Annotated in this window: 10 protein-coding genes; 4 read left to right on the top strand and 6 right to left on the bottom strand. The window is 61.4% G+C overall.

Annotated features, from left to right (window positions below; genetic code table 11):
* Positions 1-27 precede the first annotated feature (27 nt).
* From HUW52_RS11085 to HUW52_RS11070, 4 genes are all read right to left on the bottom strand, one after another.
* The gene (locus HUW52_RS11085; RefSeq protein WP_175553650.1) at positions 28-1440 is read right to left on the bottom strand and encodes an aspartate aminotransferase family protein; all 1413 of its coding nucleotides are present in this window, start codon (positions 1438-1440) and stop codon (positions 28-30) included.
* Between the two features lie 142 nt (positions 1441-1582).
* Positions 1583-2068 (bottom strand): GNAT family N-acetyltransferase, encoded by a 486-nt coding sequence (locus tag HUW52_RS11080; RefSeq protein WP_016985439.1) that lies wholly within the window; start codon positions 2066-2068, stop codon positions 1583-1585.
* A gap of 124 nt (positions 2069-2192) precedes the next feature.
* Entirely contained in the window at positions 2193-3515 is a 1323-nt protein-coding gene (locus HUW52_RS11075; RefSeq protein WP_175553649.1) for an ATP-binding protein, read from the bottom strand.
* Positions 3515-4195, bottom strand: a complete 681-nt coding sequence (locus tag HUW52_RS11070) for a response regulator (protein ID WP_175553648.1) — start codon at positions 4193-4195, stop codon at positions 3515-3517. The genes HUW52_RS11075 and HUW52_RS11070 overlap by 1 nt, the downstream gene beginning before the upstream one ends.
* A gap of 238 nt (positions 4196-4433) precedes the next feature.
* On the opposite strand from HUW52_RS11070, the gene HUW52_RS11065 reads away from it, so the two are divergent.
* From HUW52_RS11065 to dsbG, 4 genes are all read left to right on the top strand, one after another.
* Complete coding sequence (locus HUW52_RS11065) at positions 4434-5126, top strand: hypothetical protein (RefSeq protein ID WP_175553647.1); 693 nt, start codon at positions 4434-4436, stop codon at positions 5124-5126.
* A 97-nt stretch (positions 5127-5223) separates the two neighbouring features.
* Positions 5224-6957 carry a protein-disulfide reductase DsbD gene (dsbD, locus tag HUW52_RS11060; protein ID WP_175553646.1) on the top strand — a complete coding sequence of 578 codons (1734 nt, stop codon included), beginning with the start codon at positions 5224-5226 and terminating at the stop codon, positions 6955-6957.
* Positions 6957-7838, top strand: a complete 882-nt coding sequence (locus HUW52_RS11055) for a TlpA disulfide reductase family protein (protein WP_175553645.1) — start codon at positions 6957-6959, stop codon at positions 7836-7838. Before dsbD ends, HUW52_RS11055 begins: the two co-directional genes overlap by 1 nt.
* Positions 7814-8584: a thiol:disulfide interchange protein DsbG gene (gene dsbG, locus HUW52_RS11050; protein WP_175553644.1), complete on the top strand. Its 771-nt coding sequence runs from the start codon at positions 7814-7816 to the stop codon at positions 8582-8584. The genes HUW52_RS11055 and dsbG overlap by 25 nt, the downstream gene beginning before the upstream one ends.
* A 108-nt stretch (positions 8585-8692) precedes the next feature.
* Here the strand turns inward: dsbG and HUW52_RS11045 are convergent, their stop codons facing one another.
* Positions 8693-9508 (bottom strand): alpha/beta fold hydrolase, encoded by an 816-nt coding sequence (locus HUW52_RS11045; RefSeq protein WP_175553643.1) that lies wholly within the window; start codon positions 9506-9508, stop codon positions 8693-8695.
* 197 nt (positions 9509-9705) lie between these two features.
* Positions 9706-22704: a non-ribosomal peptide synthetase gene (locus tag HUW52_RS11040; RefSeq protein ID WP_175553642.1), complete on the bottom strand. Its 12999-nt coding sequence runs from the start codon at positions 22702-22704 to the stop codon at positions 9706-9708.
* Between the last annotated feature and the right edge of the window lie 141 nt (positions 22705-22845).

The following is a 22845-nucleotide window of genomic DNA, read 5'->3' as shown; positions in this document are numbered from 1 at the left end:
GAAAGAACGTTCGGCGCGGCGAAAAATTTACAGCGCTGCGGTTGCGGCGGCCAAAGCACGGCCAAAGATTTCCGCGACACGGTCGACTTCGGCAGCGGTAATCACCAGCGGCGGCAGGAAACGCACTACCGCACCATGGCGACCGCCCAGTTCCAGAATCAACCCACGCTTGAGGCATTCGCGCTGTACCAGCGGCGCCAGCCGCGCAAACGCCGGTGGATGACCGAGCGCATCCGGTGTGCCGTTCGGCTCGACCAGTTCGACGCCGAGCATCAGGCCACGACCGCGAATATCACCCAGTTGCGGGAAGTCGCGTTGCAGGATGCGCAGGTGCTCGCTGAGGCGTTCACCCATGGCAGCAGCGTGCTCGCAGACCTTGTGCTCAACCAGATAACGCATCACCGCAGAACCGGCAGCCATGGCCATCTGATTGCCACGGAAGGTGCCGGCGTGCGCACCCGGTTGCCAGGTGTCGAGCCAGTCGCGATAGACCACCACGGCCAACGGCAGGCTGCCGCCGATGGCTTTGGACAACACCACCACATCCGGGGTGATGTCGGCGTGTTCAAAGGCAAACATTTTGCCGGTACGGGCGAAACCGCTCTGGATCTCGTCGACGATCAGCGCCACACCGGCCTTCTCGGTGATCCGGCGCAAGCCGCGCAGCCACTCGATATCCGCCGGAATCACGCCGCCCTCACCCTGCACCGCTTCGACGATCACCGCAGCGGGCAGTTGCACGCCGGCCTCGGGGTCGTTGAGGAGGTTTTCCAGGTAACTCAGGTTGGCCTTCACGCCTGCTGCGCCACCGAGGCCGAACGGGCAACGGTAGTCATACGGGAACGGCATGAACTGCACGCCATTGCTGAGCAAGGCACCCAACGGCTTTTTCGGCCCCAGGCTGCCCATCAGACTCAGCGCACCCTGGCTCATGCCGTGATAACCACCGGAGAACGACAGCACGGTGCTACGCCCGGTCGCCGTGCGTACCAGCTTCAGCGCCGCTTCCACGGCATCGGTGCCGGTCGGCCCGCAGAACTGGATTTTCGCTTCAGCCGCGAGGGCGGAAGGCAGCAGGCCAAACAGATCCTGGACAAACTGATCCTTGACCGGCGTAGTCAGGTCGAGGGTGTGCAGCGGCAATTCATCGGCCAGCACCTGCTGGATCGCTTCGATCACCACTGGGTGGTTATGCCCCAGCGCCAGCGTGCCGGCACCGGCCAGACAGTCGATGAAGGTGCGCCCTTCGACGTCTTCGACATACAAGCCTTTGGCGCGCTTCAGGGCCAGCGGAATGCGCCGTGGATAGCTGCGCGCGTTGGATTCCTGTTGAGCCTGACGGGCCAGCAATGGCGATTCATTGAACTGGTACAACGTTTCGGCCGGTGCCGAAATAACCCGGGCCGACGACTCTTCGATAAGGCTGGTGGCGACTGACATCTCTCGACCCCTCAATTGGCTATGGATAGTGACCAAAACAGCACACCGGACAGGTGCGCATTCCGATCACGGGGCGCACTTGCAGGTTTTCCTGTTCTGGAAACGCTTAAGGGGCTCGAGGATTTAGCCCGTGATCGAGTTGTCAGCCCGGCAATGCCAACGGCTTGTGCATGGGCAGGGTTTGCAAGCCTTGGTATTCGAAGGGCGGCGCAGACTCGCGATAACCCAGACGCCGATAAAAAGCGCGGCCGGTGCGCGTGCTGTTGAGGTCAGCGTGAAGCACTCCGCGAACCCGCAACCAGCCCTCCAGATCCTGCATCAGCGCCCGCCCGACGCCGCGCCGAAAGGATTCCGGCTGCACGTAACACAACGAAATGTCGCCACCGGCCTGGGCCATGCCGACACCGACCGGTTTGTCCTCAAGCAAAGCGAGACACAGGTAGAACAACGGGTCGGCGAGCCGCACACTGATGAAGTCGGCCGATTGCTGGCCGATCCATGTGCTGACGAGTGGCGGATCGTTACGGTGGTCGAGCGCACAACCGATACGGATAGAACGCTCGATGATGCGGCTGATGATGCCGGCGTCGGCCAGTTTGGCCGGACGAATGCAGATGAGTGCTTCCATGGCGCAGTTCCCTCAATCCATTGAGTCAAAGCTGCGTCGACCTTACCCCCACCCCAGCCGGATAGCGAACGTCTAGAAGTTACATTTGATGTGTCTGGCAGCTCCTACACAGGCTGTGCTGGAATCAGACAGGCTGCAACGGCATGGTCAGCTCGACCCGCAAGCCATCCGGGCGGCTGTCGAAATGCAGGGCGCAGTCGCAACGCTGAACGATCGCCTGGACAATCGCAAGGCCGAGGCCGCAACCGGTGCTCTGGCCGTTGCGCCAGAAGCGTTGGGTCAGGTGTTGCAAGTCATCCGGCGCAATCCCCGGCCCGTGGTCGCGCACGACAAAACGTACACGGTTGCCAATGGTTTCCAGACTCAGCTCAACCGCACAGTCCTCGGGGGTATGACGCAGGGCGTTGTCGAGCAGATTGCGCAGCGCCGCAATCGACAGCACGGCCGGCATCTGTAGCGGAGCAGCAGAAAGCTCAGCCGGCAGTTGCAGTTTGATGCGCAGACGCTCGCCACCCGTGGCGTCTTGAATCGCCAGGCGGGCTACTTGCTCAGCGCTGCATTGCGAACCGTCATCGAACGACAGACTGCCCTCGACCCGCGCCAGCAACAGTAATTGCTCGAGGGTGCGATGCAAGCGATCGGCACCCTCCTCGGCCCGCGCCAGCGACTGATCGCGGGCATTGCCGTCGGTCATGCGCGCAACTTGCAGGTGCGTCTTGATCGCCGTCAGCGGACTGCGCAGTTCATGGGCCGCGTCACCGGTCAAACGGCGCTCACGCTCAATGGTCTTGCCGATGCGCTGGAACAATTGGTTCTGTGTTTCGAGCAGCGGCTTCAATTCGCTGGGAAAGGTCTGGATCTGCAGCGGTTCGAGCGAGTCGGCATTGCGCCGCATCAGCGCCTCACGCAGACGATTGAGCGGCGCCAGCCCCTGGCCGATGCCCAGCCACAACAGGCACAGGCAGCCGAGCAACGCCACGCCCACCGGCACCGAGGCCGCCAGCAGAATCGACATGTTCAGGGCTTCGCGCTCGATCTGCCGGTCGGCCGTGGTGATGCGCACATCGCCCCGGGCGAGGGTGAAGCTGCGCCACGGTGCACCGTCGATCATCTGGTCATGGAAGCCCATTTTCTCGGCTTCCAGCGCCTGTTCGGGATTGTTGTGGCTGCGCGCAAGAATTTCCCCGCGCAACGAGCTGACCTGACAGGCCATGCCACCGGGGATATTCAGTTGTTCGGCACTGAAATGGGTGCCCTCGCCTTTGCTCGGCAAAGTCGGCAACTGTTCCAGCAGCCCGGCGACCATGCGCGCCGAGGCTACCAGCCGCTGGTCGAGGGAAAACATCATCTGATTGCGCAGATCACTGAGCATCCAGGCCGCCGCCAGCGCCCAGATCAGCGCAAACGCAGCGCCGAGGGTCAGGCTCAGGCGCAGTCGCAGGCTCATCACTTGTCTTGCTCTCCAGCATCGGCCGGGCCGAGGCGATAGCCCAGACCGCGCACGGTTTCGACGATGCCTTTGCCCAGTTTGCTGCGCAGATGATGGATGTGCACGTTCAGCGCGTTGCTTTCCAGTTCATCGTTGAAGCCGTAGACGCTGTCTTTCAACTGCTCGGTGGACAGCACCCGGCCACGATTGTGCAGCAATGCCTGCAACAACGACTGTTCGCGCCGAGACAAGTCAACCGGTTTGCCGGCCAACCTGGTTTCGCGGCTGCTCGGGTCGTACGTCAGTGCGCCGTGCTCGATCAGGTTGACGCTGCGCCCGGCCACCCGGCGCAACAGGGTTTGCAGACGGGCGAACAGTTCACGCAGATCGAACGGTTTGAGCAGGTAATCGTCGGCCCCGGCCTGCAGACCGTCAACGCGGTCGGTGACCGAGTCGCGCGCGGTCAGGATCAGCACCGGAATTTCCAGGCCGCTCTGCCGCAGTTGTTGCAGCAACTTGAGGCCATCTTCGTCGGGCAAGCCGAGATCGAGCACCATCACGTCAAATTCTGCAACCTTGAGCATCGCCCGCGCTTTCGACGCGGTGTTGACGTGCTCGACGGTCAAACCCTGAGCCGTAAGACCGGCAACGATGCCACTGGCAATCAGCTCATCGTCTTCGCAAACCAGTACGTGCATGGGTGCTCCGTGGATAAAAAAGGCGAGTGAAGCAGGCGAGGATTAAGCGGCAATTATGGCCGTCACCGGTGTTTACGCATAGCCGGGCAAAAACATCGGGGCGCCACCTGACGCTGGGACTCACTCGGCGCTGAAACTTTCCCACTAATAAAGAAACACTTTCTCCCTATGTAATAACCCTTCGATCATTTAGTTTTCGACTGGTAAACACCAACAACTTTAAAGGGATTTAACAAACATGCCTAACCTAACAAACTTCGTCGCGATCGATTGGCGTTCCGGCCCTGATCGTATTTATTTCTTCTTCAAGGACAGCAACACCTATTCCCGATTCGATATCGGTGACAATAAAGTATCCGCCAACTATCCGGCATTGGTCGGCGGTAACTGGGACAGCTTTGGCCCCCATGCCAAAGACTTGCGTTTCGGACTGACAACCACTTCATTCGGCTGGAACACCTCGTCCGATGAAGATATTGCCTGGTTGTTCTTCTATCAGGGAACCACACCCGTGGTGTGTAAATACAACCAGGACGAGGACAAGGTCGATGCATTCTATAAAGTTGCCGATTCGATCTGGAAGCCGATACTACCCTACTTCGACAAGATCATCGCCGGTACCTGGTTCCAACTGACCGGTCACCCGTTTCTGTTCAGGTTCATCCTGAACGACGGACACTATCTATCGTTTAACTACAAGGCAAAGACCCTGACTTACAAATCCTTCGGAGATTATCAACTTGGTGCGCTGAAACCGTACAAGAACCGCATCATCACGGCAGCGCAAAATGACCGGACTTTCGCCGACAGCTACTGGTACATTTTCCTGACCAATAACCAATACCTGACTTACAACATTCAGTCCGACCGTCTGGTCTCCGGCCCGCAAACCATCAACGACCAGAACTGGCCGGGACTGCTGCGCGGCTGATTGGCCGAAACCGGAGGGCCTTGTAGGATAGGGTTAATTATCGGTTAATCGCCGCCGCCCATTCTGCACATCACTTGCACAGGGACAAGGCTCCTCCATGCGTCATTTTTTTCTTTTGTTTGCTCTGCTCATTTCCAGCCTGGCCCAGGCCGGGAACAGCCCATTTGATACCAAACCGGAGTTTCTGCCGGTCGACAAGGCGTTCGTGCTCACCTCCGAACGCCTGGAATCCGGTGAAACCCAGCTGTTCTGGCAAATCACCGACGGCTATTACCTGTATCAGAAACGCTTGAAATTCGATGGACTGAGCGCCGAACAGCAGCCCGCGCTGCCTGAAGGCGAATCCCACAGCGACGAGTTTTTCGGAGAGCAACCGGTCTATCGCCAAGGGCTGGAAGTGAAAATCCCGGCGGCAGCCACAGGGCAGATCAAGGTCAGCTATCAGGGCTGTGCCGATGCCGGCCTGTGCTATCCGCCGCAAACCCGGGTCATCGATCTGGGTGGTAAAGCGGCGGTTGCGGCAAGCACTGAAGCACCCGATCAGGCCTTGGCCAGCAGCCTGCAACAACGGGCGCTGGGCTGGAGCCTGCTGGTGTTTTTCGGCCTCGGACTGTTGCTGGCCTTCACCCCATGCACATTGCCGATGCTGCCGATTCTGGCCGGCATGGTGGTCGGCAGTGGTGCCACCCCGCGTCGCGGTTTTGCGCTGGCCGGCAGTTATGTGATCTGCATGGCGCTGGTGTATGCGGCGATGGGTGTGATTGCCGCGCTGCTCGGCGCGAATCTGCAGGCGTGGTTGCAGAATCCGTGGCTGCTCGGCACGTTTGCCGCGATCTTCGTGGTGCTGGCCTTGCCGATGTTCGGCTTCTTTGAACTGCAACTGCCGGTGGCCATGCGCGACCGCCTCGAACACGCCTCGCGCAGTCGCAGCGGTGGCAGCCTGATCGGTGCCGGGGTGCTCGGTGCCTTGTCCGGTTTGTTGGTCGGACCTTGCATGACCGCGCCGCTGGCGGGGGCGTTGCTGTATATCGCACAGAGCGGCAACGCACTGCACGGCGGCTTGATTCTGTTCTCGCTGGGCATCGGCATCGGTGTGCCGTTGTTGTTGCTGGTGACCGTGGGCAATCGCTTCCTGCCCAAACCCGGCGCCTGGATGAACCTGCTCAAAGGCGTGTTCGGCTTCCTCTTTCTCGCCACCGCGCTGTTGATGTTGCGCCCGGTGCTCGATGCTTCGCTGTGGCTGGGTCTGTGCGGTGCATTGCTGTTGATCGCCGCGTTTTGCGCCTGGAAACAGTCCGAAGGTTTTGGCCGCGTTGCGCAGTTGTTCGGCGCCAGTTCGTTGTTGCTCGGGTTATGGGGCAGTCTGCTGGTGATCGGTGCAGCGGGCGGCAGCGATGATCCGTATCAGCCGTTGCAGGTCTACAGTGCCGGTCGTGCCGGCACGGCGGCGCCATCGGCGCATGACGCATTCGTCACGATCAAGGAACCGGCGGCACTGCAAAGTGAACTCGATGCCGCCAAAGCCAAGGGTCAGTGGGTACTGCTCGACTATTACGCCGACTGGTGTGTGTCGTGCAAGGTCATGGAGAAACAGGTATTCGGCAAAGACAAGGTCATGCAGGCGTTGAGCGACGTGCGCCTGCTGCGGCTCGATGTCACCGCCGACAAAGCCGCCAGCCGTGAATTGCTCAGCCGCTACAAGGTGCCGGGTCCACCGAGTTTCGTCTGGATCGGCACCGATGGCGAAGAACGCCGCAGCCAGCGCATCACCGGCGAAGTCGATGCCGACACGTTCCTGCAACGCTGGGCCTCTACCCGGGACGCCAATTAATGCTGACATTAACCCTCGGCACCTTTGCCATCGCGCTTAACCACCTGCTGCTGATCAGTGCCCTGGCGCTGGCAACCTTTGTCGGCTGGCGGGTGGCCAAGCGTGGCGGCGATAACCCCGAGTCGGCCTTGTTCAGCCTGTTTCTGCTGGGCATGCTCGCAGCGCGAGTTGCCTTTGTGCTGCTGTACTGGTCGCACTATCGCAATGATCCGTGGCAGATCATCGATTTGCGTGATGGCGGTTTCCTCGCCTGGCCGGGTGTGATTGTGTTGCTGCTGGTGGCGCTGTATCGCGGCTGGCGCCGTCCGGGCTTGCGCCGCCCGCTGGGTTTTGGGGTGGCCAGCGGTGTAGCGTTCTGGCTGTTGGCGACGCTGTCGTTGAACATCTATGAACAAGGCACCCGATTGCCGGACATCTCCCTGCGCAATGCCGCCGGAGAAACCATCCAGCTCAGCGACTATCAGGGTGGCCCGCTAGTGATCAATCTGTGGGCGACCTGGTGTCCACCGTGCCGGCGCGAGATGCCGGTGCTGGAAAACGCCCAGCAGCAACGACCCGACCTGACCTTCCTGTTCGTCAATCAGGCCGAAAGCATGCAAAGCGTGGCGACATTTCTCGAAACCCAGGGCCTGAGCCTCAACAACGTGCTGTTCGACCGCAGCGGTCGGCTAGGTCAGGCCGTGGGTTCCATGGCATTGCCGACTACGCTGTTCTATAGCCCTGACGGTCGACTGCTGAGCAGTCACTTAGGCGAACTATCGAACGCCAGCCTGGCGCGCGCGCTGGAAAACTTCGCCACCCCGACCCCGAATTCGAACCCGGCCACTGCACCGGCCACCTCTGCAAGGAAACTGCCATGCCCCGCCTCCGCCACCTGCTGACGCTGACTCTGGGCACCGCCCTGCTGCACTTGCCGTTGGTGCAGGCCGCTGAAGAGTTGCCTGCGGCGATCAAACAGATCGAAGCCAAAGGCGCGAAAATCGTCGGCCAGTTCGACGCCCCTGATGGCTTGCGCGGTTATGCGGCGCAGTATCAGAACCGCGGCATGGCGCTGTACCTGACCCCGGATGGCAAACACGTGTTGCTCGGTAATCTGTACGACGCTGACGGCAAGGATCTGAGCAGCGAGCCACTGCAAAAACTGGTTTACGCGCCGATGGCCAAGGAAACCTGGGCCAAGTTCGAGGCGAGCAACTGGATTCAGGACGGCAACAAGGATGCACCGCGCACCGTGTACCTGTTCAGCGATCCGAACTGTCCTTACTGCAACATGTTCTGGGAACAGGCGCGACCATGGGTCAAGGCCGGCAAGGTGCAACTGCGCCACATCATGGTCGGCATTATTCGTGAAGACAGTCCGGGTAAATCGGCCGCGTTGCTGGCTGCGAAGGATCCGGCCAAGGCGCTGGAAGATCACGAAAAGGCTGGCAAGGGCAGCTCGCTCAAAGCCTTGAAAGATATTCCGGTGGCCGTGCAGAGCAAACTGGCGGCGAACATGCAGTTGATGGAAGACCTCGATTTGCAGGCGACGCCGGCAATCTTCTATATGGATGACAAGGGTGAACTGCAGCAGCAGCAAGGCGCGCCTTCGCCGGACAAGTTGGGGAAGATTCTCGGGCCTAAGTAGCTTCGGATTCTTTATTGCCTGAACCGGCCTCTTCGCGAGCAAGCTCGCTCCCACAGGGATCATGTTGACTGTGGGAGCGAGCCTGCTCGCGAAGAACGGACACCCGGTTTAACGGTTGCGCTCGCTGAGGAAGGTAAACAGCACCTCGGTGACAAACTGCGGATTCTCCAGATTGGAGATATGCCCCGCCTCCGGCACCAAGACCCACGGGCAGCCGATCAACTCAGCCATTTCCTGCGCTTCCGACGGTGGTCGTGGTTTGTCCTGATCGCCGCACAGCACCAGCGTGGTCGGCGCATTCAATTCACCCAGCCGTGGCAACAAGTCATCGCGACCAAAGGTGATACGCCCCATCGGTACGATGCTTTCGCGTAAACGATCGGACGAGTAAGCCGCCAGTTTCGCGCGAAAATCCTGATACAGCGCCGACTGCGGATCAATGCCCGGACGGAAGAAGATCGGCACGACGATATCCAGTAATTGCTCGGAAATTTCGCCGGTTTCTTCGATCTGTTTAAACAGCGAGAAGTAGTACTGACGAGTCGGCTCAGGCTCGACACCAACATACGTGTCCATCAGCACCAGACCGTTGAGCCGTTGCGGTGCCGACAACGCCAGGCGCACGCCCCACATGCCGCCAACCGACAGCCCGACGAGGGTGACCTGATCGATGTCCAGATGATCGAGCAGGGCCTGCGCCTGACGGGCGATGTCGTCCAGTGAAGTCGTGCCTTCAGGCAACTTCCCCGACTCACCGTGCCCCCACAGTTCCAGAGCAATCACCCGATAGTGCGGCGATAACGCGGCAATCTGTGGCGCCCACATGGCGTGATCCCACAGGTAGCTGCCAGCCAGCAACACCGCCGGGCCTGTGCCTTGATCAATGTAATGCAGCGCTTGTCCGTCCACCGTGAAAAAAGGCATCGACCACCCCCGCGACAAAAAAGAGAACCGGCAGACTGAGCTGCCGGTTGCTGGTCGTCAACCTTGGAAATGATGCGGTTTGTGTGATGCTGATGCCGCCTTCGCGAGCAAGCTCGCTCCCACATTGGTTCTGCGTACACAGGACCAAATGTGGGAGCGAGCTTGCTCGCGAAGAGGCCAGTGCAGGCACTAAAGAATCAAAGGCCCTCCAACTCCGCCATCAGATCATTCAGGCGATCGACCTTCTCCTCGGTGATATCACTCGCCGCCAATCCATCAATGTACTCGGCCAGTTCCTCCACCGTGCTGCACTCGAACATCGCTCGCAGCGGCACATCACGTTGCAAGGATTTCTGCACCCGCGAGGCGATCTGCGTGGCCAGCAACGAATGCCCGCCCAGTTCGAAGAAGTTATCGCGCACACCGACCTGCTCGACCTTCAGCACCTCGGCCCAAATGTCCGCCAGCGTCTGCTCAAGATCATTGCGCGGCGCCAGATAATCCTGACTCTGCAACTGGCCGATCTCCAGCGCCGGCAAGGCTTTGCGATCGAGTTTGCCGTTGGCATTCAGCGGCAACTGATCGAGCCACAACCAGTGCAGCGGCACCATGTATTCCGGCAGTTCGGCGCGCAGGCGCTGCTTGATCCGCTCCAGTCGTTCACTCGGGCTCAGCGCGCTATCAGCAGCCACCAGATAACCGACCAAGTGTTTACCGTTGACGCCTTCCTGCACACCCACCGCGCCATCGCGCACTTCCGGCTGTTCATGCAGGCGCGCTTCGATCTCACCCAACTCGATGCGATAACCGCGAATCTTCACCTGATGGTCGACGCGGCCAACGTACTCCAGCACACCGTCGCTGCGGCGTCGCGCCAGATCGCCGGTGCGGTACAGACGCTCGCCCGGCGCACCGAACGGGTTCGGCACAAACACTGGCGCGGTGCGCAGCGGATCGCTGACATAACCACGACCGACGCCGGTCCCCGCCACGCACAACTCGCCCACCGCACCCAACGGCACCAGGTCCAGCGCGCCGTCGACCAGATACAGCAAGTTGTTGTCGGTCGGCGTACCGATCGGCAAGTAACTTCCGCGCGTCGACGCCATGTCGACGCGGAAGAACGCCACGTCGTCAGAGCATTCCGCCGGGCCGTAGGCGTTGACCAGACCGATGTCCGGGTAACGCAGCAGCCACTGGTGCGCCAGCTCCGGCGGCATCGCTTCACCGGTCGGCAACATCCAGCGCAAGCCATCGAGACTCAGACGCTCCGAGGCGAGCATGCCCTGAATCAGCGACGGCACACTCTCGAGCACGGTGATGCCCTGCGCCTGCACATGCACCAACAAACCTTGCGGATCGTGGGCAATCGTATTCGGCACGATGTCCACGCGAGCGCCGAACAGCGGCGCGGCGAGGAACTGCCAGACCGAAATATCGAAGCTTTGCGAAGCGGTCTGGGCAATCACGTCGGCGTCGCTCAGGTGCAGATACGGCACCTTGCTCAACTGGTTATTGAGCATGCCGCGCTGCTCGACCATCACGCCTTTTGGCAGGCCGGTGGAGCCCGAGGTGTAGATCACGTAGGCGAGGTTGTCCGGGCCGCTGTAAATGCCAATGTCCTGCGCCAACGTCGCTGCCGCCTGAATCTCCTCCCACACCAGCAAGCGCGGACGATTGGCGCAGCTGAATTCGTCCAGCAACGTCTGCGCTTGTTCAAAGCATGCTTTGGAGCACACCAGCACCGGCGTGCGGCTCAGCTCGATGATGCGTTGCAGACGCTGGCTCGGCAGTCCCGGATCCAGCGGCAGATAACCCGCGCCAGCCTTGAAGCTGCCGATGATCATGCCGAGCAGATCGAGATTACGTTCGCCGAGCAATGCCACCGGTTGATCCATCTGCACCCCGGCCGCGACCAGTGCATGGCCGAGACGGTTGGCGTTGTGGTTCAGTTCGGCGTAGCTCTGTTGCTGATCAAGGCAAGTGGCAGCGATACGTTGCGGATGCGCGGCAACCTGCGCTTCGAACAGCGCAACGTAGCTCTGCTCCAGCGGATAATCGTGGGCACTCTGGTTGCAACCGTGGAGCAGGAAGTCCTGTTCCTCGCCCCCCAGCAGCGGCAGATCGGCCATGTCGCCATGGAAGCCGTCGACCAGCGCCAACAGCAGACGCTTGAACTCGCCGAGCATGCGCTCGATGGTCGATTCGTCGAAATAGCGCTGGTCATACGACAGGTGCAGACCGAGGTCATCGCCCGGGTAGCACACCGCCGTCAGCGGGAAGTTGGTGTGGGTACGACCGGAGTCCGAGGTCGCATTGAGGCTCTGCGCCCGATCCAGCACCGAGACTTCCACCGGGGCGTTTTCGAAGACGAACAGGCTGTCGAACAGCGGCTGGCCTTTCGGTATTTCGCTTTGTTCCTGGATGTTCACCAGCGGCAGGTATTCGTACTCGCGCAGTTGCATGTTGCTGTCGAGCAAAGCACTGAGCCACTGACGCACGCTTGAGCGCTGATCGTCCTCTGGCATTTTCACCCGCAGCGCGATGCTGTTGATGAACAGACCGACGGTGCGCTGCATTTCCGGCATATCCACCGGACGCCCGGCCACGGTCACGCCGAACAGCACGTCACGATCGCCGCTCATGCGCCGCAGCACCAAAGCCCACGCCGCTTGAGCGAAGGTGTTGATGGTCAATTGATGGGCCTGCGCCAGTTCACGCAGACGCGCGCCGTCCTCGACATTGAGGCGGGTGTAGCGGTCGCCGACGATCATCCCGCCGCTTTCGCCAGCATGTTCACGCAGGAACGGACGATCGCTCGGGATCGGCGTAGTGCGCTCGAAGCCTTGCAGGTTCTGCTGCCACCACTGCCGCGCTTCGGCCAGGCTCTGGCGTTGCAGCCAGCCGATGTAATCGCGATAACGTGGCGGCACGGCGAGTTGCGCTTCACGACCCTCGCCCATGGCCGTGTAAATCTCGAAGAAATCGTTCATCAACAGCGAACGGCACCAGGCATCGATGAGGATGTGGTGGTTGCTCATCATGAACCAGTAACGCGCCGCACCGACCTTGATCAGACGCAGGTGAAACGGTGCCTGATTGAGCAGATCGAAACCGGCCTCGCGCTCTTTTTTCAGCAGCGCTTGCAGATTGGGTTCCTGCTCGATTTCGGCAATGGCGCTCCAGTCCAGATACTCGATCGGCGTGCGACCCGGGGTGTGAATCACTTGCAGCATGTCTTCGCCGACGTTCCAGCAGAACGACGCGCGCAGCGCTTCGTGGCGAGCAATCACCGCTTGCCACGCCTGGGCGAAACGCTCGGGGTCGAGTTCGCTGTTGATGCGGTAGCGATCTTGCATGTAGTACAGACCGGTGCCCGGTTCGAGCAAGGTGTGCAGGAGCATGCCTTCCTGCATTGGCGTCAGCGGATAGACATCTTCGATGTGCGCGGCCGGCACCGGTAAGGCATCGAGTTGCGCTTGAGTCAGCTTGGCCAATGGGAAGTCCGACGGGGTCAGGCCACCGGCGTCATCTTGCAGGCAATGGGCGATCAGGCTTTGCAGTTCACCGAGGTAGGCGTCGGCCAGATCGTTGATGGTCTGCGTGTCGTAACGCTCGGCGCTGAAGGTCCAGCGCAGCAGCAATTCACCGCCGTAAACCTGGCTGTCGATGCTCAGCTCGTTCGGCAATGGTGCCTGCGGATCGTGGGCGGCACCGACGGGCTCATCCAGCGGACGGAACAGCGCATCGCTGCCGAAGCTCTGGTCGAACTGGCCAAGGTAGTTGAAGGTCACCGGCGCCTGCGGCAGCGCGGCCATGCTGCGCTGGCTGAGGTCATCGGCGAGATAACGCAGCACGCCATAACCCAGACCTTTGTGCGGCACCGCGCGCAGTTGCTCCTTGATTGCCTTGATCGAAGCGCCTTGCCCTGCTGCTTCTTCGATGTTGTGCGGGGTCAGGCGCAGTGGGTAAGCGCTGGTGAACCAGCCGACAGTGCGGGTCAGGTCGATCTCGTCGAACAGGGTTTCGCGGCCGTGGCCTTCCAGCTGAATCAGCGCCGACGGTTGATCGCTCCAGCGGCAGAGTACGCGGGCCAATGCTGTCAGTAGCAAATCGTTGACTTGCGTGCGGTATGCGGCTGGCGCCTGTTGCAACAGCTGTTGGGTGTGCTCGGCATTGAGGCGCACGCTAACGGTTTGCGCGTGACGATTCTGCTGGCCGCCCTGCGGATTTTCGCAAGGCAGGTCGGCGTTCTGACCGGCCAGTTGGGTCTGCCACCAGTTGAGTTCTTCGCGCAGGGATTCGCTGCCGGCGTAGGCCTGCAAACGCGCGGCCCAGTCTTTGAAGGCACTGGTTTTCGCCGGCAGTTTCACCGCTTGTTCGGCGTCGAGTTGGCGATACACCGTTTGCAGATCGTCGAGCAGAACGCGCCACGACACGCCGTCGACGACCAAGTGATGGATGGCGATAAACAGGCGTTGTTGACCTTCAGGGCCATCGACCAGCACGGCGCGAAGCAGCGGGCCGTTTTCCAGATCAAGACTGCGTTGGGCATCAGCGAACAACGCTTCGCACTTGTCCATCGAGGTGACGCGTACTTGCCAGAGAACAGCGGCATCGGACACCGGTTGGTGCGCCGCTTGACACTCGCCATTGACCTCACTGAAGCGCAGACGCAAGGCGTCATGCTGCTCGACCACCGCCAGCAGCGCCTGCTCCAGACGCTGCGGTTCGAGGGTCACGTTCGGCTCCAGCAACAACGCCTGATTCCAGTGCTGACGTTCAGGGATTTCGGTATCGAAGAACCAATGCTGAATCGGCGTCAGGCGCGATTCGCCGACCACCAGACCTTGCTCGGCCGTCACTTGTTCGGTGCGGCTGGCCACAGCGGCCAGGGTCTGCACGGTCTGATGCTGGAGCAGATCACGCGGGCTGAAATGAATACCTTGCTGGCGTGCACGGCTGACCACTTGGATCGACAGAATCGAGTCACCGCCGAGTTCAAAGAAGTTGTCGTTGAGGCCGACCTGTTCAACGTTGAGCACTTCGCACCAGATCTGCGCCAGGGTCTGCTCCAGCTCGTTGCTCGGCGCGACGTAGTCCTGACGATTCAACTCAGGATCCGGCGCCGGCAGCGCACGACGATCGAGTTTGCCGTTGGCGGTCAGCGGCATGCTCGCCAGCAGAATCAGGTGGGTCGGCACCATGTAATCCGGCAGTTGTGCCTTGAGGTACGCCTTGAGCGCGTCGCGCAGTTCAGCCTGATTGGCTTCGTTTTGCTCGGCGATTTCGGTGACCAAATAGCCCACCAGTTGTTTGCCGCTCGGCGCATCGAGGGCGAGCACCACGGCTTCGCGGATCGAGTCGTGATCGAGCAGGCGCGTTTCGATTTCGCCCAGTTCGATGCGGAAACCACGGATTTTCACCTGATGGTCGATCCGGCCCAGGTATTCCACCAAACCGTCGGCACGCTGGCGCACCAGGTCGCCGGTGCGGTACATGCGCCCGCCATCGGTGGCGAACGGGTCAGCGACAAAGCGCTCAGCCGTAATGCCCGGACGGTCGTGATAGGCCTGGGCCAGACCGGCGCCGCCGACGAACAACTCACCGGTCGCGCCTTGCGGCACCAGCGCCAGATCGGCGTCGAGAATGTACGCCACGCGCGCACCGATCACGCTACCGATCGGCACACTGCCAGCGCCGTCTTCCAGCACTTCCGGCGCCAGACTGGCCAGCGGCATGACCACGGTTTCGGTCGGGCCGTAGGCGTTGAAGAACATCGCCGGTTTGAACGTCGCGCGAATCCGTTGCAGATGCTCGCCGGTCAGCGCTTCGCCACCGGTGATGATCATCCGCACCGGCAAAATTTCGTTTTGCGTCGAGAGGAACTGCGCCAACTGGCTGCCGTAGCTCGGGGTGAAACCGAGCACGTTGATTTTATGCGTGCGGATCAAGCCGCAGATTTCTTCTGCGTCCCACTGACCCTGCGCACGCAAAACCACTTGCGCACCGCTGAGCAACGGCACCAATAGGCGCTCGGTGGCGGCGTCGAAGTTGATCGAGTAGAAGTGCAGTTCGCAGTCATCCGGGCGCATGCCGAAACGCTCGATCACGGCTTGGCAGTGCATGGCGATTTCGCCGTGGGAGACCACCACGCCTTTCGGCTTGCCGGTCGAACCCGAGGTGTAAATCAGGTAGGCCTGATGCTGCGGCAGGCTGATAAATGGCAGCTCGCTGGCCGGGTAAGCGGCGAGTGCCGCGCTGTCATCTTCCAGGCTCCAACGCGCCACGCTTGGCGGTAGATCGCCGAGGGCTTTGAACATCGCGCGATCACTGAGCAGCAAACCAATGCGGCTGTCTTCGATCATGTAATGCAGACGGTCGAGCGGGTATTCCGGGTCCAGCGGCACGTACGCGCCACCGGCCTTGAGAATCGCCAGCAGGCCGATGACCATTTCCAGCGAACGCTCCAGCGCCAGGCCAACGCGCACTTGCGGGCCGACACCACGTTCACGCAAAGCCCAAGCCAGACGATTGGCACGGGCGTCGAGTTCGGCGTAGCTCAGGGTCTGCCCGGCGAAGGTCAGGGCTGGCGCGTCTTTGCGCGCCAGCGCCTGTTCGGCGAACAGGTGATGAATGCACTGGTCGAGACGATGCTCGCCCGGCTCGATGCCAAGGCTGCCGAGCAGCTGCTGTTGCTCCGGTTGATCGAGCAACGGCAATTCGCTGAGACGCTGTTGCGGATCGGCGATCAGCGCTTCAAGCAGATTGCGCCAATGTTTGGCCATGCGCGCGATGGTCGACTCATCGAACAGATCAGTGCTGTAGGTCAGACAGCAACCGAGGCGATGATCGAGGTCTGTGACTTCCAGATTGAGGTCGAATTTGGTCGCCCGCGCATCGTTGGCCAGGTACTCGACGGTCATACCGGCGAGCATGCGGCTCTGCTGGAATTCCCAGCGCTGCACGTTGCACATCACTTGGAACAGCGGGTTGTACGCGGCACTGCGCGGCGGTTGCAAGGCTTCAACCAGATGATCGAACGGCAGATCCTGATGCGACTGGCCTTCGATCACGGTGTGACGCACCTGCTCGAACAGTTCACCGACCGACATCATGCCGTCGAGCTGGCAACGCAGCACTTGCGTATTGAGGAAGGCACCGATGAGCCCTTCGCTTTCCGGACGGATGCGGTTGGCCACTGGCGCGCCAATGCGCAGATCGGTCTGGCCGCTGTAGCGGTAAAGCAACGTGGCCAGTGCGGCGGTCATGGTCATGAACAGGGTCAGACCGTTTTGCGCGTTGAACGCACGAACTCGCGCCGCGAGGTCATCGCTCAGATCGAAGCGGAACAGTTCACCCTGATGGCTTTGCACCGGCGGACGCGGACGATCGCCGGGCAATTCCAGCAGCGGATGTTCACGGCCGAGTTGCGCAGTCCAGTAATCGAGTTGGCGCTGACGCTCACCGGATTCCAGCCAGTTGCGCTGCCAGACGCTGTAGTCGAGGTATTGCACCGGCAGCGGCTCAAGCGGCGAATCGCGGTCGTCGACAAACGCTTCGTACAACGCACTGAGTTCGCGGGCGAAGATGTCCATCGCCCAGCCTTCGGTGACGATGTGGTGCAAGGTCAGCACGAAGTAATGCTCGTGCTCGGCAGTTTTCACAAGGCAGGCGCGTAACAGCGGGCCGGTTTCCAGATCGAACGGCAGATGCGCTTCTTCATCGGCCAGTTGCTGAACCTTTTGCTCGCGCACATCGGCGGCAAGTTTTGAGAAATCCTTCCAGCCCATGCGCACGCCGGTTTCGGCATGCACCTGCTGACGGGCAACGCCGTCGACGCTTGGGAACGTGGTGCGCAGGGTTTCATGGCGCAGGATCAGCGCTTGCAGTGCGGCCTCGAAACGCTCGACGTGCAGGACACCACGCAGGCGCGCCATGCCGCCGACGTTGTACGCCGGGCTGTCTGGCTCCATCTGCCAGAGGAACCACATGCGCTGTTGCGAGTAGGACAACGGCACTGGTTGGCTGCGATCAACCTTGTCGATTGGCGGCTGTTTGTTGGTCCGGCCGCTGACCTGGATCAAGCGGATTTGCTCGGCGAAATCTCCGAGTTCGCTGTGTTCGAACAAGGCGCGCAACGGCAGTTCGACGTCACAGGCCTGACGGCTGCGCGAGATGATTTGCGTGGCCAGCAACGAGTGGCCGCCGAGGGCGAAGAAGTCATCGCGCAGGCCGACCTGGCTCAGGCCAAGTACTTCGCGCCAGATCGCGGCAATCTGTTGTTCCAGTTCGGTGACCGGTTCGACGTGTTCACGCACTTGCCATTGCGGTTCGGGCAAGGCGCGGCGGTCGAGTTTGCCGCTGGGGCTCAGGGGCATTTCGTCCAGACGCATCAGTTGCGCCGGGACCATGTATTCGGGCAGCTCGGCGGCCAGAGCAGTTTTCAGGCGAGTGACTTGCCCGTCGTGATCTTCGTTGATATCGGTCGCGGTGAAGTAGCCGATCAGTTGCGCACCGCCAGCAGTTTCGCGTACCAGCACCACCGCTTGGGCGACGCCGTCCTGGGCGAGCAGACGTGCTTGGATTTCTTCCGGTTCGACGCGGAAACCACGCAGCTTGACCTGTTGATCGAGGCGGCCGAGGTATTCGATCACGCCGTCGGATGTCCAACGGGCGCGGTCACCGGTGCGATACAACCGCGCGCCCTGCTCGCCCAATGGATCGACCACAAAGCGTTCAGCGGTCAACGATGGACGGCCGAGGTAACCACGGGCCAGACCAACGCCGCTGATGCACAGCTCACCCGGCACACCGGCCGGCACTGGATTCAGCTCGGCATCGAGCACGCGGCAAATCACGTTGCCCAGCGGCCGGCCAATCGGTGAGCGCTCGCCATCGGCAGTGGTGCAATGCCAATGGGTGACGTTGATCGCGGTTTCGGTCGGGCCATAACGGTTGTGCAACTGCACCACTGGCAGTTGCGCGATTACGCGATTGCGCAGTTCGGCCGGCAGCGCTTCACCGCCGGAGAACACGCGGCGCAGGCTGGTGCATTCGGCGCTCAGCGGTTCGTCGATGAACAGCGAAAGCAGCGGCGGCACAAAGTGCAGCGTGGTCACGCCATATTCCTGAACCAGTTGCGCGATGCGATGCGGATCGCGGTGTTCACCGGGACCGGCGATCAGCAGACGAGCACCAGTGATCAACGGCCAGAAGCATTCCCACACCGACACGTCGAAACTGATCGGGGCCTTTTGCATCAGCACATCGGTTTCATTGAGAGCGTATGCGTCCTGCATCCATTGCAGACGTTCAGCCAGTGCCGCGTGGGTGTTGCCGACGCCTTTCGGTTGGCCGGTGGAGCCCGAGGTGTAAATCACGTAAGCGAGGTTGTCGCCGTGCAAGTGCAGGCCTGGTGCCTGGCTCGGCCAGTTTTCCAGGTGCAACGCATCCATGGCGATCACGCTGACGCCGTCGCTGGCCGGCAAGCGCTCAAGCAACTCAGTTTGCGTCAGGAGCAATTCGACGCCGCTGTCGCTGAGCATGTAGGCCAGTCGCTCGGCCGGGTAATCCGGGTCCAGCGGCACGTAGGCGCCACCGGCCTTGATGATCGCCAGCAGGCCGATCAGCAGTTGCGGCGAACGCTCGGCGGCGATGGCCACGCAGACATCCGGGCCGACGCCTTTGTCGCGCAGGTAGTGCGCGAGGCGGTTGGCCTGCGTGTGCAGTTCAGCAAAGTCGAGGCTGCCGCCGTCCCACACCAGCGCGGTGCGTTCCGGGGTCAGACGCGCCTGTTCATTGAGCAGTTCCGGCAACCACTGTTGCGCCGGGGTGCACGGTGCGACGCTCCAGTTTTTTTGCTGATCGTGCTCGTTGACGGTGAGCAATTGCAGATCGCCGATGGCTTGCTCCGGGCGTTCGCAGACGTCGCGCAACAGGTTGCTGAAATGCTCGGCCAGACGCTCGATAGTCGTGGCGTCGAACAGTTCGCTGGCGTAGTCGAATGACAAGGTCAACCGACCATTCCGATCTTCTTCGCTGTGCAATTGCAAATCGAACTTGGCTTCGCGGCTGTGCCACGGCAGTTCTTCGGCGAGCAGACCCGGCAGGCGCTTGAGCGCACTCAGATCGCGTTGCTGGTGGTTGAACATGACCTGGAACAGGCCTTGTTCACGGGCCTGCGGGAAGGCTTCGAGGAGTTGTTCGAAGGGCAGATCCTGATTCGCCTGGGCACCGAGTGCGGCTTGGCGAGTCTGGGCTAACAGCTCAACAAACGGCAGACGCGAATCGATCTGCGCGCGCAGTACTTGGGTGTTGATGAAGAAGCCGATCAGACCCTGGGTTTCCAGGCGTGGACGGTTGGCATTCGGCACGCCGATGCGGATGTCGCGCTGACCGCTGTAGCGATGCAGCAGGCTCTGGAATGCCGAGAGCAGCAGCATGAACGGTGTCGACTCGTGAGCCTGAGCCGTGTTGCGGATCGCATCGCTGAGGCTGACGCCCAGTCGCACGGTATGGCGCGCGGCGCTATGCGTTTGCTTGGCGGATCGTGGGTAATCGGTGGCCAGTTCCAGTGATGGATGTTCGTCGCCCAACTGCGCTTTCCAGTACGCCAGTTGCCGCTCGCCCTCCCCTTGCGCCAGCCATTGGCGCTGCCAGCTACCGTAGTCGGCGTACTGGGTTGGCAGCGGCGCAAGGGTCGCGGTCGCGCCTTGCGTAGCGGCGGCGTAAAGGCGCGAGAACTCGTCGATCAACACGTTCAGCGACCAGCCGTCGGCGATGATGTGGTGCAGGGTCACCAGCAGTTGATGATCTTCGTCGTCGAGACGCACCAGCGTCACCCACAGCAGCGGGCCTTTTTCCAGGTCGAACTGACTGCGTGCTTCGTCTTCGCGGATTTGCTGCGCGCGGGCTTCACGCTCATGGGCCGGCAGATCGCTGATGTCGATCAGTTGCAGATTGAATTCGGCGGCGGCATCAACTTGCTGCAGGGCCACGCCGTCGCGCTCGAAGAAGCGTGTGCGCAGGGATTCGTGGCGTTCGATCAGTTGCTGGAAACTGGCGCGCAACGCGTCTTCGTCGAGTTCGCCACGCAGACGCAGGGCACCGGGAATGTTGTAGGCGCTGCTCTGCGGGTCGAGTTGCCAGGTGATCCACAGACGGTTTTGTGCCAGCGATTGCGGCATCGGCTCGCTGCGCGACAGTGCGGTGATTGCACCTTGAGCGCTGCCGCCGTCCTGCTGTTGTTGCGCGACAGCAGCGGCGAACGCGGCCAGAGTCGGCGCTTCGAAGAGCAGGCGCAGGTTCAGCTCAAGCGCGAGTTCTTCGCGGACGCGGGCGATAACTTGCGTGGCGGCGATCGAGTTGCCGCCAAGCAGGAAGAAATGATCGACGGCATTGACCTGTTTGAGGTTGAGTTGCTCGGCCCAGATTTTGCCGATCAAGGCTTCGAGCTCGGATGCGCTGGTGGTCGACTCTTGGCTTTCAGACGCCGTCGAAGGGAACACCGCGTAGCTGTCGAGACTGCCATCGGCCAGGCGATTGCGACAGGCCGAGCGCTGCAATTTGCCGCTGGAGGTTTTCGGCAGCGCACCCGGATTGAGCAGCACCACCACGCTTGGTGCCTCCTGATACGCCTCGGCTACCGCTTGGCGAATGGCTTTGATCAAGGCTTCCGGGGGGAGGATTTTCTGCACGCTGCGGCTGATTTCCGCTGCAATGCCGATGCCCTCTTCGCCATTCTGGCTGACGGCAAACGCAGCGACGCGGCCCTTGCGCACCACTTCCACTTCGTTCTCGACGGTCTTCTCGATGTCCTGCGGATACAGGTTGTGGCCACGCACGATCAGCATGTCTTTCAGGCGACCGGTGATGAATAGCTCACCGTTGCGCATGAAGCCGAGGTCACCGGTGCGCAACCAGGTACGGCCGGCGTGCTGGACAAAAGTCTTGGCGCTGGCTTCGGGGTTGCGCCAGTAACCGTGAGCGATACTTGGGCCGGCAGCCCAGACTTCACCGACGGCGTTGTCGGCCAGTTCTGCGAGGGAGTTTGGTTCGACGATCAGCACCGCATGCTCGGGTTGGCTGATGCCGCAACTCATGATCGGGCTGCCTTCGCCCGGCTCCGCGCGATTTTGCGCCAACGCCTGATCGTCGACGCGCAGCGCAGGAATCCCGGTGCCGCGCGGGGTGCCGGCGACGAACAGTGTGGCTTCGGCCAGTCCGTACGAGGCCATGAAATTGTCTGCACTGAAACCGCACACGGTGAACTTCTCGGCGAAGCGTTCGAGGGTGTCCAGACGGATCGGTTCGGAGCCGGAGTACGCCACGCGCCAACGGCTCAGATCGAGACGTTCGAGGGCCGACTCACTGACCCGTTCGCTGCACAAGCGATAAGCGAAGTCCGGCCCGCCGCTGATGGTGCCGCCGTATTCGCTGATCGCTTCGAGCCAGCGCAATGGTCGGCCTAGGAAATACGCCGGCGACATCAGGATGCACGGCACGCCGCTGAAGATCGGTTGCAGCAGACCACCGATCAAACCCATGTCGTGATACAGCGGCAGCCAGCTGACGATGACGTCGTCGGGGTTCACGTCGATGCCGAAACCATGACGGATCAACAGTTCGTTGGCGACCAGATTGCCGTGGCTGACCTGCACGCCTTTGGGCAGTGCGGTGGAACCGGAGGTGTATTGCAGGAAGGCGATGTGGTCTTGCGGCAGGCTCGGTTCGACCCAGTTTTCGGCTTGAGCGCTGTCGAGCGTGTCGACGCACAACAGCGGCGGCGCGCCTTCGATCTGTTGCAAGGCGTCGCGCAGGTCAGCACTGGTCAAAAGCAGACGCGGCTCGGCGTCAGCGATGATCGACAGCAAACGCTCCTGGTGATGCCGACGCGCCGACTCCGGCGGATAGGCCGGTACCGCGATCACGCCGGCGTACAGGCAACCAAAAAACGCCGCGACATAGTCCGGGCCACTGGGAAACAGCAATACCGCGCGATCACCGAATTCAGCCTCAACCTCCAACGCGGCAGCAATCGTTCGCGCGCGCTGATCCAGTTCGCGATAACTGAGTACCACAGCCTGCTCTTCGTTCTCGGCGAGAAAACGCAAGGCCAGTTGATCCGGCGTCAGAGCCGCGCGGCGCTGGAGGGCTTGGACCAGGGTGCTGGGGAGTTCGAACGCGTCGGTCATGAGGTTTCCTGCCTGAATTCGGCTTGCTAATGGAATCGGGTTGCTGCGTCACACCCTTCGAAGGGCATGCAGGGCGCGGTCTGTGCCGACCGCGCAAGGCATCGGAATGCTGTCTGGCCGGGGATATGCACCCGGAACCAT

The sequence above is a fragment of the Pseudomonas sp. 43A genome (assembly GCF_013363935.1).
Taxonomy (GTDB): Bacteria; Pseudomonadota; Gammaproteobacteria; order Pseudomonadales; family Pseudomonadaceae; genus Aquipseudomonas; species Aquipseudomonas crudilactis.
The sequence above is the reverse complement of the archived record's forward strand: the minus strand, read 5'-3'. Positions and strand labels throughout refer to the sequence as shown.